The 16186-nt window shown below is 37.7% G+C and carries 16 protein-coding genes; 13 read left to right on the top strand and 3 right to left on the bottom strand.

The genetic code is table 11. The annotated features are described in order from the left end of the window. The first annotated feature begins 6 nt into the window (after positions 1 to 6). The 3 genes from AN964_RS24425 (at position 7) to AN964_RS24415 (ending at position 2037) form a co-directional block, all read left to right on the top strand. Positions 7 to 1032, top strand: a complete 1026-nt coding sequence (locus tag AN964_RS24425) for a 2-hydroxyacid dehydrogenase (protein ID WP_055742380.1) — start codon at positions 7 to 9, stop codon at positions 1030 to 1032. Between the two features lie 24 nt (positions 1033 to 1056). Further along, complete coding sequence (locus tag AN964_RS24420) at positions 1057 to 1440, top strand: VOC family protein (protein ID WP_055742379.1); 384 nt, start codon at positions 1057 to 1059, stop codon at positions 1438 to 1440. A gap of 129 nt (positions 1441 to 1569) precedes the next feature. Next, the gene (locus AN964_RS24415) at positions 1570 to 2037 is read left to right on the top strand and encodes a hypothetical protein (protein ID WP_055742378.1); all 468 of its coding nucleotides are present in this window, start codon (positions 1570 to 1572) and stop codon (positions 2035 to 2037) included. 111 nt (positions 2038 to 2148) lie between these two features. Here AN964_RS24415 and AN964_RS24410 read toward each other — a convergent pair whose 3' ends face one another. Continuing rightward, complete coding sequence (locus AN964_RS24410; protein WP_055742377.1) at positions 2149 to 2889, bottom strand: IclR family transcriptional regulator; 741 nt, start codon at positions 2887 to 2889, stop codon at positions 2149 to 2151. 166 nt (positions 2890 to 3055) lie between these two features. Between AN964_RS24410 and AN964_RS24405 the strand changes: the two genes are divergently transcribed. From AN964_RS24405 to AN964_RS24390, 4 genes are all read left to right on the top strand, one after another. After that, entirely contained in the window at positions 3056 to 3931 is an 876-nt protein-coding gene (locus AN964_RS24405) for a dimethylarginine dimethylaminohydrolase family protein (RefSeq protein WP_055742376.1), read from the top strand. Positions 3932 to 3951: 20 nt separating this feature from the next. Further along, positions 3952 to 4713: a dimethylarginine dimethylaminohydrolase family protein gene (locus tag AN964_RS24400; protein WP_126647835.1), complete on the top strand. Its 762-nt coding sequence runs from the start codon at positions 3952 to 3954 to the stop codon at positions 4711 to 4713. Positions 4714 to 4762: 49 nt separating this feature from the next. Then, positions 4763 to 6172: an amino acid permease gene (locus AN964_RS24395; protein ID WP_055742374.1), complete on the top strand. Its 1410-nt coding sequence runs from the start codon at positions 4763 to 4765 to the stop codon at positions 6170 to 6172. 70 nt (positions 6173 to 6242) lie between these two features. Then, positions 6243 to 7874: a M20/M25/M40 family metallo-hydrolase gene (locus AN964_RS24390; protein WP_055742373.1), complete on the top strand. Its 1632-nt coding sequence runs from the start codon at positions 6243 to 6245 to the stop codon at positions 7872 to 7874. A gap of 21 nt (positions 7875 to 7895) precedes the next feature. On the opposite strand, the gene AN964_RS24385 is transcribed toward AN964_RS24390, so the two are convergent. Both AN964_RS24385 and AN964_RS24380 read right to left on the bottom strand, forming a co-directional pair. Beyond that, positions 7896 to 9314 (bottom strand): amino acid permease, encoded by a 1419-nt coding sequence (locus tag AN964_RS24385; protein WP_055742372.1) that lies wholly within the window; start codon positions 9312 to 9314, stop codon positions 7896 to 7898. 55 nt (positions 9315 to 9369) lie between these two features. After that, positions 9370 to 10440, bottom strand: a complete 1071-nt coding sequence (locus AN964_RS24380) for an aromatic ring-hydroxylating oxygenase subunit alpha (RefSeq protein ID WP_055742371.1) — start codon at positions 10438 to 10440, stop codon at positions 9370 to 9372. Between the two features lie 138 nt (positions 10441 to 10578). Between AN964_RS24380 and dsdA the strand changes: the two genes are divergently transcribed. From dsdA to AN964_RS24350, 6 genes are all read left to right on the top strand, one after another. Further along, entirely contained in the window at positions 10579 to 11931 is a 1353-nt protein-coding gene (dsdA, locus tag AN964_RS24375) for a D-serine ammonia-lyase (RefSeq protein ID WP_055742370.1), read from the top strand. Positions 11932 to 12040: 109 nt separating this feature from the next. Further along, entirely contained in the window at positions 12041 to 12877 is an 837-nt protein-coding gene (locus tag AN964_RS24370) for a basic amino acid ABC transporter substrate-binding protein (protein ID WP_055742369.1), read from the top strand. 195 nt (positions 12878 to 13072) lie between these two features. Next, positions 13073 to 13729 carry an amino acid ABC transporter permease gene (locus tag AN964_RS24365; protein WP_055742368.1) on the top strand — a complete coding sequence of 219 codons (657 nt, stop codon included), beginning with the start codon at positions 13073 to 13075 and terminating at the stop codon, positions 13727 to 13729. Then, a complete protein-coding gene (locus AN964_RS24360) occupies positions 13726 to 14448 on the top strand; it encodes an amino acid ABC transporter ATP-binding protein (RefSeq protein ID WP_055742367.1) in 723 nt (240 codons plus the stop codon). The genes AN964_RS24365 and AN964_RS24360 overlap by 4 nt, the downstream gene beginning before the upstream one ends. Before the next feature lie 165 nt (positions 14449 to 14613). Further along, on the top strand, positions 14614 to 15636 hold the full coding sequence (locus tag AN964_RS24355) for a Bug family tripartite tricarboxylate transporter substrate binding protein (protein WP_055742366.1): 1023 nt from the start codon (positions 14614 to 14616) through the stop codon (positions 15634 to 15636). A 91-nt stretch (positions 15637 to 15727) separates the two neighbouring features. Then, the gene (locus tag AN964_RS24350) at positions 15728 to 16183 is read left to right on the top strand and encodes a tripartite tricarboxylate transporter TctB family protein (RefSeq protein ID WP_055742365.1); all 456 of its coding nucleotides are present in this window, start codon (positions 15728 to 15730) and stop codon (positions 16181 to 16183) included. Positions 16184 to 16186 lie beyond the last annotated feature (3 nt).

The raw sequence follows: 16186 nt of genomic DNA, 5'->3' as shown, positions 1-16186 counted from the left end.
TTATACATGAAAGCAGTTATTATAGGCGACGTATTTGTAACGGCGGATCAATTTGAAGAGGCTATTAAACAATGGGATGCACCTATCGATCAAGTGGTGAAGTTAAGCTGGGGCCCAAACAAAAAAGAGGAATTTCAAGAAGCGATATTAGAGATTGAAAGGTCTGGACCAGAAGCAGTCTCTCCACCGAAAGGATTACTGGAGCAAATTGTGGATGCAGATCTTTTACTTGTCCATTTCGCACCAGTTTCCCAAATCGTTCTAGAGGCGGCTCAACAGTTAAAGGTAATTGGAACATGTAGAGGTGGTATGGAACATATTAATCTAGCATTTGCCAAAAGCAGGGGAATCCCAGTCGTAAATGTTATACGTAATGCTGAAGCAGTTGCTGATTTTACGATTGGGTTAATATATAGTGAAACACGGAATATTGCCCGTAGCCATCATGCGTTAAAAGCGGGGAAATGGGTAAAGGATTTTCCTAACTATTCTTATACAAAATCAGTTAAGGATCAAATAGTTGGAATTGTAGGTTTAGGCAATATTGGCAGAATCGTAGCAAAAAATTTAATTGCATTGGGTATTCCTGTTATAGGTTCTGACCCATATGTAACATCGCAGGAATTATCAGAAGAAGGAATAGAAATAAATCTCGTTTCTTTAGATGAATTGTTTGAAGCAGCATCCATTGTAACTGTACATGTCCGATTATCAGAAGAAACGAAAGGACTTATAAAGGAAAATCATATTTTAAAGATGAAAAAGGATTCCTATTTAATCAATACATCTAGAGCTGAGGTAATGGAAGAAAAACCTCTATGTGAAGCACTTGTAAATAAACAGATTGCCGGTGCAGCAATAGATGTTTTCTGGCAGGAACCTATACCTCAGGGGCATCCATTACTACTATGCGACAACGTGACATTAACACCGCATATTGCCGGGGATACGGTTGATGCATTACCTAAATCACCTATTAAGCTAGTTGAAAATCTCAAGAAAACGTTAAAACTTGAAAAGATTGAAGCATGAGATATGTTAGAGGAGGAAAATATAATGACCATAAAAAAATTCGAACATGTAGGAATTCAAGTGAAAGATATAGACACAACGATTGAGTTTTATACAAGAGTGGTAGGATTAGAATTAATAGAAAAACAAAATCATGTTGATCCTTCTCTTAAATTAGCCTTTTTAGGCATAAAAGATACAAAGGAACCGATTATAGAACTAATTTCAGGATACAATCCAAATTTGCCGACGGAGGGGAAGGTTCATCATTTTGCATTGTCCGTGGATAATATTGAAGCAGAAATTGCGAGATTGAAGGAACACGAAGTTACATTTGTGGACGAAGCCATTACAACATTACCAAGTGGTGCAAAATATGTTTTCTTCTATGGTCCGGATGGTGAATGGATCGAATTATTCCAATCATAATGCAAGGCGGTGTCATGCACCAAAACTAATGGTGCATGACACCGCTTGTTGCGAGAACTCAAGTTTGTTATAGTATCTTTAGATGTCCCTTAGAGATTCCACTCAAGCTTCATAAGGAGTTGATAATCCATGACAAAATTAGAAGATTTACAAGTGGAATTAGCAAATTTAAAAAAAAATAATCACAAGCTATTCGAAGAGATAATCATTCCTGAGTTAAAACGAAAAGTTCAAGAGTTTTTGGATGCTTTTGAGAATTATTTTAGAGAAAGAGGATTTGTCGTGAAGAAAGATCAGGGTACCATTCGGGTTGCCTACAATTCACTTGAATTCTCTGCATTCACGAATAATGACCATGATATCTTTATTATGAAAGAAAGAGAACAGATTGCTTCTATTTCGGTAAAATATAAAAAAACGAGAATGGGGATACATCTTGTGCCGGCAGATCCCGTTGAACGGCTAGCAAAAGAAGTAGAAAAAGAAAAAAACATCGCGGAGGAAATGAGAAATCCTCATTTTTACTATACTGGAAGTGAATTCGGACATGTGTACGAAACTCCTCAATCCGTTTTGGAAAGTATTTTTCATGTATAGAATGCAACTAAAAAAGAAAAAGAACATAGAATAAAGGTTTGATGCCTAACTTCTATGTTCTTTATTTTTATGAGATATTTTATTATTTCTTTAAAATATGTATACCCTGTCTTATCTATAATAATATCCCATTTTCTTTGAAATATTTCGTCCTGCATTTACAACATGATTAATAACAAACTCCATTTTAACATCGGTCATTTGAAAACTAATAAACTTAACACTTACGGCTCCCACCACTTCACCCAATCGATTAAGAATTGGGGCAGCTACTGTAGAAATCCCTTCTGTATGTTCGTCCTCCCGAACTAGATAACCATCACTTTTTATTTTTTTTAGTAGTTCAAAAAAATCTATCCTGTCTTCCTTTGGGACCAACTTGTCCATAATTTGATCTCTTTGAGCTTCCGTCATAAAAGCAAGCATCGTTAAGTTTGCAGCACCGATATTCATTGGTGTCCGAAGACCAAGCTGATCATGGATTCGGATAGTATTTTGCTCACAATCAATCCTTTCAATTAACAGAGCCTCCATGCCTAATGGCTTGCTTAAGTACACACTTTCCCCAACCGCATGCATTAATTTCTCTAACTCAGGTCTGATAATGCTAACATAATCCATCGAATCGTACACTTTAAGCCCATACTCAAGCCATGCGTTTCCAAGCCCATACAGTTTGCTTTCCGGATCTTGTTGAATCATTTCGTGTTTCATCATTGCCTGCAGAAGACGATGAATGGAACTTACGGGTAAATTGCATTCTTTAGCTAATTCTGTAATGGAAAGAAATCGGTTCTCTTTGTATGAAGTTAGGACTTTTATTATTCCCATTGCTCGATCAAGTGATTGCATATTCAAAACCCACCTTTGTGTTTATTATAAACCGTGTTATAGAAATAAAAAATTATTTTGATTATTTTAAATAGATTGACACGTTTAATGGTATACATTTATACTCGAAACATAAACATTTCCTTTATGCGGAATTGTTTTCCACTATACGGAAAAGGTGATGAGAATGAAGTATAGCCATTCTATGTTTAATAAGCTAAAGCATGTTATTTTAAAACATCCAAAAGATGCCTTTATCAGTCAAGTGCATTTAAGCAATGAATGGGAAAAGTACAATTATCTGGAAGAACCTATTTATGATGAGTCATTAAGTGAATACGAGGAGTTTGTAAGTATTTTGAAGGAGCATGTTGATCAAATCGACTATTTACCTTTTTCAGAAGAAACTGGACTTGATTCCTTGTATGCCCATGATCCAATTAAATTTACAAAAGAGGGAGCCATTATTCTGAAATCCGGAAAATTATTGAGACAGCTAGAAGCCAAGATTTATAAAGAATTTTTGTTAGAAAAAAACATCCCGATTCTTGGTGAATTGACAGGCGATGCTATCGCAGATGGCGGAGATATTATCTGGTTGGATGACAAAACGCTTGTAGTAGGGCGGGGTTACCGGACGAATGATGAAGCCATTCGACAATTACGAGAAATTACCTCTCACTTGGTGGAAGAATTTATTGTTGTTCAGCTCCCGCACGATCAAGGAGAGTCAGAGTGTCTGCATTTAATGTCATTCATCAGTATGGTGGATCATGATTTGGCAGTAGTACATTCACCATTGATGCCTGTATTTTTTAGACAGCTTTTACTGAAGCGTAAGATTCAGTTAATTGAGGTCCCTAAAAATGAATATCTTACACTAGGTTGTAATGTCTTAGCGCTTGCACCACGTGTTTGCATCCTTCCTTATGGGAACGTATACACAAAACAACAACTTGAAGAAGCGGGTGCGACAGTTTATGAATACAAGGGAAAAGAAATTTCTTATAAGGGAACAGGCGGGCCAACATGCTTAACCTCGCCGGTAATCCGCACATATTAAAATCGGATGGAGGAATCAAAATGTTTAAACAGGTTATTGTAAAAAAACCAAGTAGTAGCTATGTAAATGGATTAACAACAAGCGATTTAGGAAAGCCAGACTATGAAAAAGTGTTGGTACAACATGATAACTATATACAAGCATTAAAGAAATGCGGAGTAGAGGTGGAATATCTTTTAGAAAGTGATGAGTTTCCTGATTCAACCTTTGTGGAAGATACAGCTGTATTAACTCCTGAATTTGCTGTTATTTCGAACCCTGGTGCAGAAACGAGGAATAAAGAAATTATTGAAATGGAGAGTGTTATTAAAAAATATTATGACGATATTCGATATATTAAAGCCCCAGGAACCTTAGATGGTGGAGATGTATTACAAATTGATGACCATTTTTATATTGGAATTTCTGAACGCACCAATGAAGAAGGAGCAGAACAATTAAAAAGGATACTAGAGTCTGCTGATTACAAAGCAACCATTGTACCATTAAAGGAGTTTTTCCATTTGAAAACAGGGATTGCTTATCTTGGGAACAATCAAATCATTGTTGCAGGGGAATTTGTTGATCACCCGGACTTTGATCATTATGAGAAAATTATCGTAACAAAAGAGGATGAATATAGTGCTAATTGTATAAGAGTTAATGATTATGTCATTATTCCGAAGGGCTATGAAGAAACAAAAAGAAAGCTTAACGAAGCTGGTTATCAAATAATTGAACTTGAAATGTCAGAATTCCAAAAGCAAGATGGCGGCTTGAGCTGTCTATCTCTACGATTCTAATAGAAATATATATATAAGGGAAGATTCTTAGGTTAGGAGGTTTGGATATATGGAAGACATTAAAACCCATGAACAATTGAATCGTTCAATGAAAAAACGTCACCTATTTATGCTCTCACTTGGCGGAGTGATTGGAACGGGACTTTTTTTAAACGCTGGTTACACCATCCACCAGGCGGGAGCTGGCGGGGCTTTATTAGGTTACTTAGTAGGTGGTCTTATTCTATATATGGTAATGGTTTGTCTAGGTGAACTTGCTGTGCATATGCCTGTCACAGGTTCATTCCAAAAATATGCCTCAGAATATATTGGCCATTCAGCAGGATTTTCACTTGGGTGGATGTATTTCATTGGGTCCGCTGCAACAGCGGGAGTGGAGTTTACAGCAGCAGGAATATTAATGAAACATTGGTTTCCACATGTACCTACTTGGCTTTGGTGTGCTGTCTTTATTGTTCTTCTATTTTCATTGAATGCATTAACGACCAGAGGCTTTGCAGAGGCAGAATATTGGTTCTCTGGAATAAAAGTAGTTGCAGTTATCGTCTTTATTATCATTGGGGTAGCTGGAATTTTTGGATTTGTACACTTATCTGACCGTCCTACACCTTTTCTTAAGAATCTTGCCCCAACTGGTCTTTTTCCGGCAGGGATTCCAATAATATTTGTTACCATGATGAATGTTATCTTTTCTTACCAAGGCTCAGAACTCATAGGAATTGCAGCAGGCGAGAGCGAAAGTCCTGAAAAGAACATTCCAAAAGCAATTCGAAATGTTCTGTTTAGAATCATTGTGTTTTATATAGCATCAATCATTATTCTCTCTGCTATTTTCCCTTCTAAAGAATTAGGATTGCTGGAAAGTCCGTTTGTAACGCTCATGAGCATAGCAGGTGTGCCTTATGCAGCAAGTATCATGAATTTTATTATTTTAACTGCCATATTATCAGTAGGGAATTCATGTCTTTATGCTTCAACACGATTACTTTGGTCTATGTCTCATGATGGAATGGCACCAAAGATATTTGGAAAATTATCCAAGCGAAAGGTACCACTAAATTCTCTTATTTTTACCATCATCTTTTCTCTTTTATCGTTATTAACAAGTGTCGTGGCAGCCGACACGGTATTCGTACTGCTAATGTCCATTGCGGGAATATCTGTCACAATCTCATGGATGGGAATTGCTCTATCACAGTATATGTTCCGTAGGAAATATATAAAAGCGGGCGGAAAAACAGAGGAATTACACTATAAAGTTCCTTTTTATCCATTTGTACCGTTATTTTGTTTAGGATTTTGTTTGTTCATTCTCATCTTCCTAGCTTTTGATCCTACACAGCGAATTGGACTCTTTTACGGGATAGGCTTTTTAATTTTTTGTATACTATTCTATAAGATTAAACAATCGAGAAAATCAAAAACAGCAGAAAATAGTAGCATCACCATGAGAAAATAAAAACAGTTAGTTGTTTTAAAAAAATTACTAGGATTTTGTCTATAAAAACATAAAAAGGAGTTAAGGCAAAATGATTAACATGAAATGGGGAACTCCTGAGAAGTTAAGAGAGTTGCTTTGCGAGCTTGTAAGCTGGAAGAGTATTACATTATCTGACGGCGAGAAACAATTTCCCATTCTGCTGAAGGAGAAGCTCAAGGATCTGGAGCATTTTCAAAAATATCCTGAACACCTCTCTTTGCATCAAGCTGATTTAGGACGCCAATTTTTAACAGCTATGTACAAACACCCTGAAGCCACTGATACTATTTGTTTAATCAGTCATTTTGATACAGTAAACACAGAGGAATATGGTGATTTGCAACCGTTTTCAACAATGCCGGAGAAATTAACGCAGTTATTTCTCGAAAAGTACGATGATTTCTCTCAAGACGCTATAAAGGATCTAGAATCAGGTGAATACCTATTCGGCCGCGGAACAATGGATATGAAAATGGGACTTGCTATGCATATGAGACTCATTGAAAAAGCAAGTCTGGAAAATTGGCCGGTTAATCTATTGCTGTTAACCGTCCCAGATGAAGAGGTAAATTCCTCTGGGATGAGATGTGCAGTTCCGGTACTGCTCCATTTGCAAGAACAATATAATCTTACGTATAAACTATTTTTGAACGGGGAACCAGTCTTTTCACAAAAGCCGGCAGACCCTCAGTACTATATTTACACAGGAACAATTGGTAAAATTATGCCGGCCGCTCTCTTTTATGGAAAGGAAACACATGTAGGAGAACCGTTTGGAGGAATTACATCACCATTTATCGCTTCGTTTCTAACACAAAAAATGGAATGGAATACAGAGTTCCAAGAAACCGTATTAGGGGAAAGGACACCTGTTCCTGTTACACTTCAACAGAAAGACTTAAAGCTGGAGTATTCTACACAGACACCATACCGTTCAACGGCTCTTTACAATGTCTTTCTAATGAAACGAAATGCTTCGGAAATCATGGATTTGTTCGAGCGCATTGCCAATGAAGCGGCAAATGATTGCAATACTGTTTATTTGCAAGTCTGTCAAAAGCACAGGGTTGAACCTGTTGGAAAGGTAAGAGTTATTCGATATCAGGAGCTACTGCAGTATGCGAAAGATAAATTTGGATGGGAATATATAGAAGAAATAAAAAAGGAAATCCATGCAAACCAGGAATGGGATGACCGTGAAAAGTCGTTCAGAATCACGGATAAATTGATGATTCAATGCCAAGAGCTTTCACCGTCTATTGTAATCCTTTATGCACCTCCTTATTACCCAGCAGTAAATTCTGCTGGAAATGAGCTTGCAGAGGAATGTGTAAAATTCGTGACGGAAAGAGCACTTGAAAAATATAATTTATCTGTAGAAAGAATTCATTATTTTAATGGTATTTGTGATTTGAGTTACGTTAACTATCAGGATTCCTATGAAGGATGGACAGCGTTTGAAGCGAATACACCTGTGTGGGGAGATAGTTATGATGTGCCATTTAAGGGAATGGAAAAGTTGAATGCTCCGGTACTAAATGTAGGTCCATTTGGAAAGGATGCACATAAACGAACAGAGCGTTTGCACATAAGAAATGCATTCGAGGAAATACCATTCATTGTAGAAGAAATGATCTACATGATAAGCAGCAAGAAAAAAACCGCTGATTTGAAGTCTTAAATCAGCGGTTTTTCGAGTATATTATAGATCTTCCTTTGAAATTGGAATGGATGGAACATCAGAATGACTCATCTTTCTTCTTGTAAAAACAAAATAATAATATAAATAGCATGCGATAATAAATCCAAATCCCCAATATAATGATGTTCGCTGAGTAGGGTCAAATGCGGTGAAAACAAAGATAAATAAGCACATAACAATACACAGGATTGGAATAAACGGGTAAAGACGGACTTTAAATGCTAAATCCTCGACCTTTCCTCCATCTTTCACAAACTTTTTACGGAACCGTAATTGGGCAACGGCAATCGCTAACCATGTAAGGGTTCCGCCAATTCCGCTTATTGCTAATAGAACAACAAACAATGTATTCGCTGCCACAATACTAGTTAATAAGGAAAGCAATGCAAATCCCAAGGTAATAAGTAAGGCGTAAGAAGGAACCCCGCGTTTATTAAGCTTTTTAAAAATAGATGGTGCCATCCCACTTTCTGAAAGAGAAAACAAAATTCGGGTACAGGCGAATAATCCGGTATTTCCTACTGAGAGTATCGCCGTTAATATAACAAAATTCATGATATCAGCTGCATACGGAATCCCAATCATATCAAATACCGTTACAAACGGACTTTCCAGCACTCCTGCTTTTTGCCATGGAACAAGAGCGGATAAGACAAAAATAGCAAGGACATAAAAGATTAGGACGCGAAATACGATATTTCGGATTGCCTTTGGAATATTTTTCTCTGGCTCTTCCGTTTCTCCAGCAGCTACACCCATAATTTCTGAACCTTGAAATGCATAGATAACCGTCATCATCGATATGAATACACCTACCATACCAGCTGGAAATATGCCATCACCGATAAAGTTAGACAGATAAGGAGCTGGATCACTATGCATAGGGATGATTCCAAAGATTGCACCAAGACCGACGATAATAAAAAGAATAACTGTTAACACCTTGATGCCTGCAAACCAATATTCTGTTTCAGCAAAGCTCCGTGTCGTAAGCGAATTAATGGAAAAAAGAATAATGACAAACAAAGCACACCAAATCCAAACAGGAACGTCGGGGAACCATCTTTTCATTAAAACACCAGCTGCGACAAATTCAAGTCCAACATATAATGCCCAGCTTAACCAATAAATCCAGCCAACGACAAAGCCTGTAGCGGGGCCGATGAATCGTGTCGCATGTGCTTGAAAAGAACCCGAAACAGGCATCACTACGGATAACTCACCGAGGCACACCATTGCTAAATACATTAAAAGTCCGCCCACTAAATATGCCAAGATAGCACCTGCTGGACCTGCTTCTCCGATTGCATAACCAGATCCTAAAAATAGACCAGTACCGATTATTCCTCCTAATGACATCATGAATAAATGTCTGCTCTTCATCGACCTTTTTAGTTTCGGTTGATTTTCATGGTCCATACCCAATCACCTATTTTCCGATAAATTAGTAATACGGAGGCGCTTACATTTTGTTTTATAAAGGTAAAACCTTTTCTAAATCTCTTTGTAAAAGTAAATGAAAATGGTGAACTAAATTTTCTGTAAGAGAAAATCTACCTTGTGTATATGCTCCAGTATCAATTCCCTTTTGAACCGTTTCACAAATTTCTAAATCCTCTTTACGCACCAATTGATCGATTGCCATTAGCTCCTCTTCTTCCTTTGTTATCTCTTCCTTCATAAAAAAAGTTGTGTATACATACTTCGTTGTCTTGTGATCAATAGGGATTGATTGATGTATCGATAGATTAGGAGGACCTGGGTCGAACGAGAACCATGTATTTGGATAAAGCCAATAATAACGGCCGCCTTGGCCTAAAGGGAAATTGCTATCCAATCCTTTGAGCGGTGTGCTCTGATAGGAATAATTATCATACATCTTATACTCATATTGATTCATATCGACCTTTGAGACGAGCGCCTTATGAACAATGGAGCAGTGGTCACATTCAAGATAATTATCAATACCAATCTTCCAATTGGATTTGCAGATCGTTTCCTTCACACGTACCCTTTTTAAATCACCAAGATTATTTTCCTTTACATGGTTGAACAAGCCAGGAAATTGAACAGATAACGGGGAAGCATTTGAATCAAGATTAACAAAAATAAAAGATTCGAATATTTCCAGTTTAATTTTTTTTAAGCAAAAATCCTTATGGTCGAAATTCTCAACCCCCATCATATTAGGTGCTTTGTTAAGAGAACCGTCCAAATTATAGGACCATGCATGATATGGGCAAACTAGAAGCGGTTTATTTCCCTCACCATCCACAAGTTTAGATGCCCTGTGTGAACAAACATTATAAAAGGCACGAATTTCCCCATCTTTTCCACGAAGGACAATAATCGGTCTATCTGCAACTTCAGTTGTGAGATAATCACCAGCTCTAGTAAATTGGCTAATATGGCCAACATATTGCCATGTCCTGCTAAATATTTCTTTCTTTTCTATTTCTAAAACATCGGGATTGGTATAAAGCCATGACGGTAAAGTATGTGCTTCACTTAACTTTTCACTAACTCGGTGTGTTATGTTATTCAATGATTGAACCTCCTTTTGAAAATAGAATCAGAAAATTATTACAATTATATGAACAATTAAAATAAAAAGAAGTAATGTGACAAGTATTTTTTATGCCGATATATAATAAATGTAAGAAAATCTTAGGAGGGTCTAGGAATGTCCACAAAATTAGAAGGTAAAAGCGTTCAAGAATGGATAGAGGAATATCCATTACTACATAAGCTGATCAAAATGGACGAGGTATTGTGGGTAAATCCGCATTATAATGCGAAAAACAAAAACACTAATTTATCCATTTCTAATATTTCCGAAGCTGCGGAACGACTTCAACGTTTTGCACCATATATCGAAACTGTTTTCCCTGAAACGAAAAACACAAATGGAATCATCGAATCCCCGCTTGTGGAAATAAATAAAATGAAAAAAGCCATGGAGCAAGCTTATCAACTAGACATTCACGGTACACTCCTTTTAAAATGTGACAACGACTTGCCAATCTCGGGATCTATTAAGGCTCGAGGAGGTATTTATGAGGTTTTAAAGCATGCAGAAGAGCTTGCTCTTGAGCATGGAATGTTGAAAACGTCTGATTCCTATAAGATATTTGCTTCACCTGATTTCCGGCAGTTTTTTTCCCAATATAAAATTGCAGTAGGATCAACCGGTAATTTAGGCTTGAGCATAGGCATCATGAGTGCCGAGTTAGGCTTTAAGGTTACTGTTCATATGTCTGCGGATGCGAAGCAATGGAAAAAGGATCTTTTGCGGAGCAAAGGTGTAAACGTAATTGAATATCCATCTGACTACAGTAAAGCGGTGGAAGAAGGACGGAAACAAGCAGAAGCGGATCCAAACTGCTATTTTATCGATGACGAGAATTCCAAGGACTTATTTCTTGGATATGCAGTCGCAGCTTCTCGCTTAAAAAAGCAGCTTGAGGAAATGGATATTACAGTGGACGAAAAACATCCACTATTTGTCTACCTTCCATGCGGTGTAGGGGGAGGACCGGGAGGAATAACATTTGGTCTAAAGATGGAATTCGGTGAACATGTGCATTGCTTTTTTGCGGAGCCGACCCATTCGCCATGCTTTCTAATAGGACAAATGACGGGACTTCAGGATAAAGTATCCGTTTTTGATTTCGGTCTGGATAATCGAACAGATGCGGATGGTTTAGCGGTTGGAAGATCGTCAAGCTTTGTTGGGAAGACAATTGGTAATATGTTGAGCGGATGTTTTACTATACAAGATCAAAGGCTTTACAATTTCCTTCGGGAACTAGCAGACCAGGAAAATATTTTTCTTGAGCCGTCAGCACTTGCAGGATTTTTCGGTCCTATTCAGCTTGCTAGTCAAAAAGAGGGGGAGAAATATCTAACAAACCAAAAGCTGCAAACAAATATGGATAACGCCACACATCTTGTGTGGGCAACAGGCGGAAGTATGGTCCCCGAAGAAATGATGAAGGAGTATTATCGCAGAGGTGTCCATGATAATGTCGAATGATAGCATATCCAATAGAAACTACTAGAATTATTTCGAACATTCCCCCTTCTAATCTATTTCCGTTTTCAATATAGATGAAATATAGGAAAAGTTTACTAGGGGGAAATTTATGAAGAATAAACTATTAAAGGTGTTCCTTTCTTCGCTAGCGATTAGCTTATTATTGCTTGTATCGGCATGTGGGACAAGTGAGAAAACTACTACAGGCTCATCTGATAAACCAGCCTCAGGTGAGACACAACACAAGAAATTAAGAATAGTAACGGATGCCACCTATGCTCCAATGGAATCATTGGATGGCGATAAGATTGTTGGATTTGATGCGGATATATTAGATGCTGTCATGAAAGCTGCAGGCTATGACTACGAATTGGTGAATGTTGGATGGGATCCGGTATTTGTGGAGGTTCAAGGTAAAACAGCAGATGCAGGTATTTCGTCCATTACGATTAATAAGAAGCGGCAAATGACTTATGATTTTTCCCTACCTTACTTTGAATCTATAAATAAAATTCTCGTACCAAAGGATAGCTCTATTCAAAGGGGTGCGGATTTAAAAGGAAAAACAGTTGCTGTTCAAAACGGGACAACTGGACAAGAAATTGCGGAAAAAGTTCTTGGCAAAGATTCACAGCATATTAAGAAGTTTGAAAGTAATGTTTTGGCAATTATGGAGTTGTTAAAAGGCGGTGCAAATGCTGTGGTAGCAGATAATGCTGTTGTGGAAGAGTACGCCAAAAACAATCCGGACAAAAATTTAAAAGTAATCACTGACCCTTCTTTTTCATCTGAATTCTATGGGATTATGTTACCGAAGGGCAGTAAATTAAAAGTAGATCTTGACAAGGCAATAAAGCAAATTATAGATGATGGAACCTATACAAAAATTTATAAAAATACGTTTGGTACAGAGCCAAATATTGATGCACTAAAAAAACAATTTTAAGCTTACATGAATTGCGTAACGAACGGAAAGGGTTACGCATTTTTTTATTTTGACGGAAGCGACTTTTAATAAAAACAAATTGTAGTTGTTTTCTCTTACCCTATGTATTATGGCGCTTTTTGAATTTGCATTGGTGATGAAATAGGATTCCTTGCACAGGAATTCAACTAAAACCTTTATAGAAGGAGATGTACGATGAATTTTCGTTTTGATCTAATTGCACACTATATCCCATATTTTTTACAAGGAACACTTACGACGATAGAGGTTTCCATATTAGGGATTATTTTCGGAACGATTATTGGTCTGTTAATCGGAATTGGAAAGATGTCAAAAAATAAAGTAATACGATTTCCATTTGTTTGGTATATCAATTTTTTTCGAGGAACACCACTATTTGTTCAAATTCTCCTCGTACATTTTGCAGTGATTCCAACTTTTACAGGAAAAACAAATGCTTTTGCAGCATTAATAACGGCTCTTTCAATAAATGCGGGGGCATATATTTCTGAAATTTTCAGGGCAGGTATCCAATCGATTGATAGAGGACAAATGGAAGCTGCCAGGTCTCTGGGAATGACACATTTACAAGCGATGAAGCTTGTCATTTTGCCACAAGCGGTAAAGAGAATGATTCCACCTCTTGGCAATGAATTCGTTGTACTAATCAAAGATTCTTCACTTGGCGCTGTTATTGCAGCACCGGAGCTTATGTATTGGGGGCGTGCAATGCAAGGAGAGTATTATCGTCCCTGGGAGCCATATTTAACCGTCGCACTTATCTATTTCATCTTAACCCTCACCCTCACATATCTTTTGAATTTTATTGAAAGAAAGGTGAGCACGGAATGATTAAAGTTGAGAATCTAAAAAAGTCATTTGGAAATAATGAAGTTTTGAAGGAAATTAATGTTGAAATAAAGCCGCAGGAAGTAGTCGTTGTCATTGGCCCTTCCGGATCAGGAAAATCAACCTTTTTAAGATGCATCAATTTACTAGAAACAATCACAGATGGTCATGTGTACATCGAAGGCACTGACATAACTGATTCTAAAACAAATATTAATGATATCCGGACCGAAGTAGGAATGGTGTTCCAGCAATTTAATTTATTTCCCCATAAAAGTGTGATGGAAAATATTATGATGGCACCAATACATGTACGAAAGTGGGAAAAGGAAAAGGCACGCCAAAAAGGGCTTGAGCTCCTGAAAAAAGTAGGGCTATTAGAAAAGGCGGATGCTTACCCGGATTCACTTTCAGGAGGCCAAAAGCAACGGGTGGCTATTGCCAGGGCCTTAGCAATGGAACCGAAGATCATGCTATTTGATGAGCCAACCTCTGCACTTGATCCCGAAATGGTTGGGGAAGTATTGGAAGTCATGAAACAGCTTGCCAAAGAGGGCATGACCATGATAATTGTAACGCACGAAATGGGCTTTGCCCGCGAAGTAGGCGATCGTGTGTTATTCATGGACGGCGGCTATATTGTGGAAGAGAATATTCCATCTGAATTGTTTGACCATCCAAAACATGAAAGAACGAAGGCGTTTTTGAGTAAAATATTATAGACCCTATTCTGCTTTAAGAATAGGGTTTTTTTTATGTTTATCGTGTCCGTGAACTTTATGAACAAAATAGCGTTATCGTTTTTAATACACATTAAATGACTAATCTATCAAAATACTTTTATTAGTATAAAATTTAGAAAACGCTTTCAAATGAGGGGGATTTATATGATATCAGTTAAAAAGTTTTCCACAATATTGTGTGCGGGGGCTTTGACGTTAAGCCTAGGTGCATGCGGCAGCAAAGATACATCCGGCTCCGCAACAAAAAATACCGGCTATCCGAAAAAGTCCATTACGGTCGTAGCACCATCTGGAGCAGGAGGCGGCTGGGACATGACAGCTCGCTCCTTTACAAAAGTGCTAAGTGAGACAAAGCTTGTCAAAGTACCGCTGACCGTCGAGAACAAGCCTGGAGGCGGCGGGGCTGTTTTCATGGCGGAATATGCAACAAAAGAGGCACAAAATAACGATATGTTATTTGTAAGTTCACCACCGATCATTATTAACAATTTGAAAAAAGAAGGAAACAGTCCATATGGAGTTAAAAATACCACTCCATTGGCTCAGCTGACAAAAGACTATGGAGTTATTGTAGTAAAAAATGATTCTAAATTTAGGGATTTAAAATCTGTGCTGGAGGAAGTAAAAAAGGACCCAACAAAGCTAACCTTTGCCGGAGGCTCCGCACCAGGTTCTATGGACCATCTAGTTGCCATTCTTCCGGCATTTAAATACGGTGTAGACCCGACAAAAATTAAGTATGTTTCATATGATGGCGGCGGGGAAGCGATTACAGCACTGCTTGGCGGCAATGCAGATGTAATAGGAACAGATGCTTCCAGTGTCAAGGAATTTTTAAAAGCAGGAAAGATTCGTGTCTTAGCTGTTACATCTCCTGAACGTTTGTCTGGTGATTTTAAAGACATTCCAACTGCAAAAGATCAAGGCATTGACGCAGAATTTACGATTTGGCGTGGTATTTTCGGTCCAGAAAAAATGTCTGCTGAAGCGAAGGACTATTGGGAAAAAACAATCGGCAAGCTTGTAGAAACGCCAGAATGGAAAAAAGAAGTCGAAACACAAGGCTGGGAAATGCAATATAAAAATGGAGACGACTTTAAAACGTTTTTAGAAGATCAAGAACATCAAGTCCGGCAATTATTAGAAGCATTAGGTATGCAAAAATAAGTGCAATGACTGACAAGGGGATAGGGGGGAACTGGATAAGATCCCTCCTGCAGGTCAGTTTTCGCTATTTTTCTCGAAGGAGGTATCTGGAATGAGCGTCAAATTTGACCGAGTTGCTGCTGTATTATTTTTAGCCGTAGGCATCCTTTTTATCGTTGGAAGTAAGCAACTGGCAAGCTCTTCTTACGGAAGTAAAGTAGGTCCTGACATTTTTCCATTTTTTCTTGGAATTATTCTTGCTGTATTAAGTATTCGATTATTTTATGAAACCTTTCGTTCCCAGTCACAAGGAGCACAAAAGGAAAAACTGCAATATAAGCCATTTTTAATTATTTTCGTGGCAACATTGATTTATATTTTAACGTTAGAAACTATTGGATATGTGATTACAACGTTTTTATTTTTATTTGTGTGTTTTCAAACGATGGAAAGGACTAAATGGATTACATCACTTATTATCTCAGCTGCATTTTCCGGCGTTGTTTATTTTATTTTTGTCGAAGTGCTGAAGGGAACATTGCCGGGATGGCCAGTCTGGTTTTCTTAGGAA

It is taken from the genome of Heyndrickxia shackletonii (genome assembly GCF_001420715.1).
Taxonomy (GTDB): Bacteria; Bacillota; Bacilli; order Bacillales; family Bacillaceae_C; genus Margalitia; species Margalitia shackletonii.
This window is presented reverse-complemented; position numbering and strand designations above follow the sequence as displayed.

Bases quoted from the DNA above. Each gene is read 5' to 3' on its own strand.
- AN964_RS24410 (WP_055742377.1), bottom strand. From the start codon at position 2,889: ATGCAATCACTTGATCGAGCAATGGGAATAATAAAAGTCCTAACTTCA.
- AN964_RS24365 (WP_055742368.1), top strand. From the start codon at position 13,073: ATGAATTTTCGTTTTGATCTAATTGCACACTATATCCCATATTTTTTA.
- AN964_RS24395 (WP_055742374.1), top strand. From the start codon at position 4,763: ATGGAAGACATTAAAACCCATGAACAATTGAATCGTTCAATGAAAAAA.
- AN964_RS24390 (WP_055742373.1), top strand. From the start codon at position 6,243: ATGATTAACATGAAATGGGGAACTCCTGAGAAGTTAAGAGAGTTGCTT.
- AN964_RS24400 (WP_126647835.1), top strand. From the start codon at position 3,952: ATGTTTAAACAGGTTATTGTAAAAAAACCAAGTAGTAGCTATGTAAAT.
- AN964_RS24355 (WP_055742366.1), top strand. From the start codon at position 14,614: ATGATATCAGTTAAAAAGTTTTCCACAATATTGTGTGCGGGGGCTTTG.
- AN964_RS24360 (WP_055742367.1), top strand. From the start codon at position 13,726: ATGATTAAAGTTGAGAATCTAAAAAAGTCATTTGGAAATAATGAAGTT.
- AN964_RS24370 (WP_055742369.1), top strand. From the start codon at position 12,041: ATGAAGAATAAACTATTAAAGGTGTTCCTTTCTTCGCTAGCGATTAGC.
- AN964_RS24420 (WP_055742379.1), top strand. From the start codon at position 1,057: ATGACCATAAAAAAATTCGAACATGTAGGAATTCAAGTGAAAGATATA.
- dsdA (WP_055742370.1), top strand. From the start codon at position 10,579: ATGTCCACAAAATTAGAAGGTAAAAGCGTTCAAGAATGGATAGAGGAA.
- AN964_RS24385 (WP_055742372.1), bottom strand. From the start codon at position 9,314: ATGGACCATGAAAATCAACCGAAACTAAAAAGGTCGATGAAGAGCAGA.
- AN964_RS24425 (WP_055742380.1), top strand. From the start codon at position 7: ATGAAAGCAGTTATTATAGGCGACGTATTTGTAACGGCGGATCAATTT.
- AN964_RS24350 (WP_055742365.1), top strand. From the start codon at position 15,728: ATGAGCGTCAAATTTGACCGAGTTGCTGCTGTATTATTTTTAGCCGTA.
- AN964_RS24415 (WP_055742378.1), top strand. From the start codon at position 1,570: ATGACAAAATTAGAAGATTTACAAGTGGAATTAGCAAATTTAAAAAAA.
- AN964_RS24405 (WP_055742376.1), top strand. From the start codon at position 3,056: ATGAAGTATAGCCATTCTATGTTTAATAAGCTAAAGCATGTTATTTTA.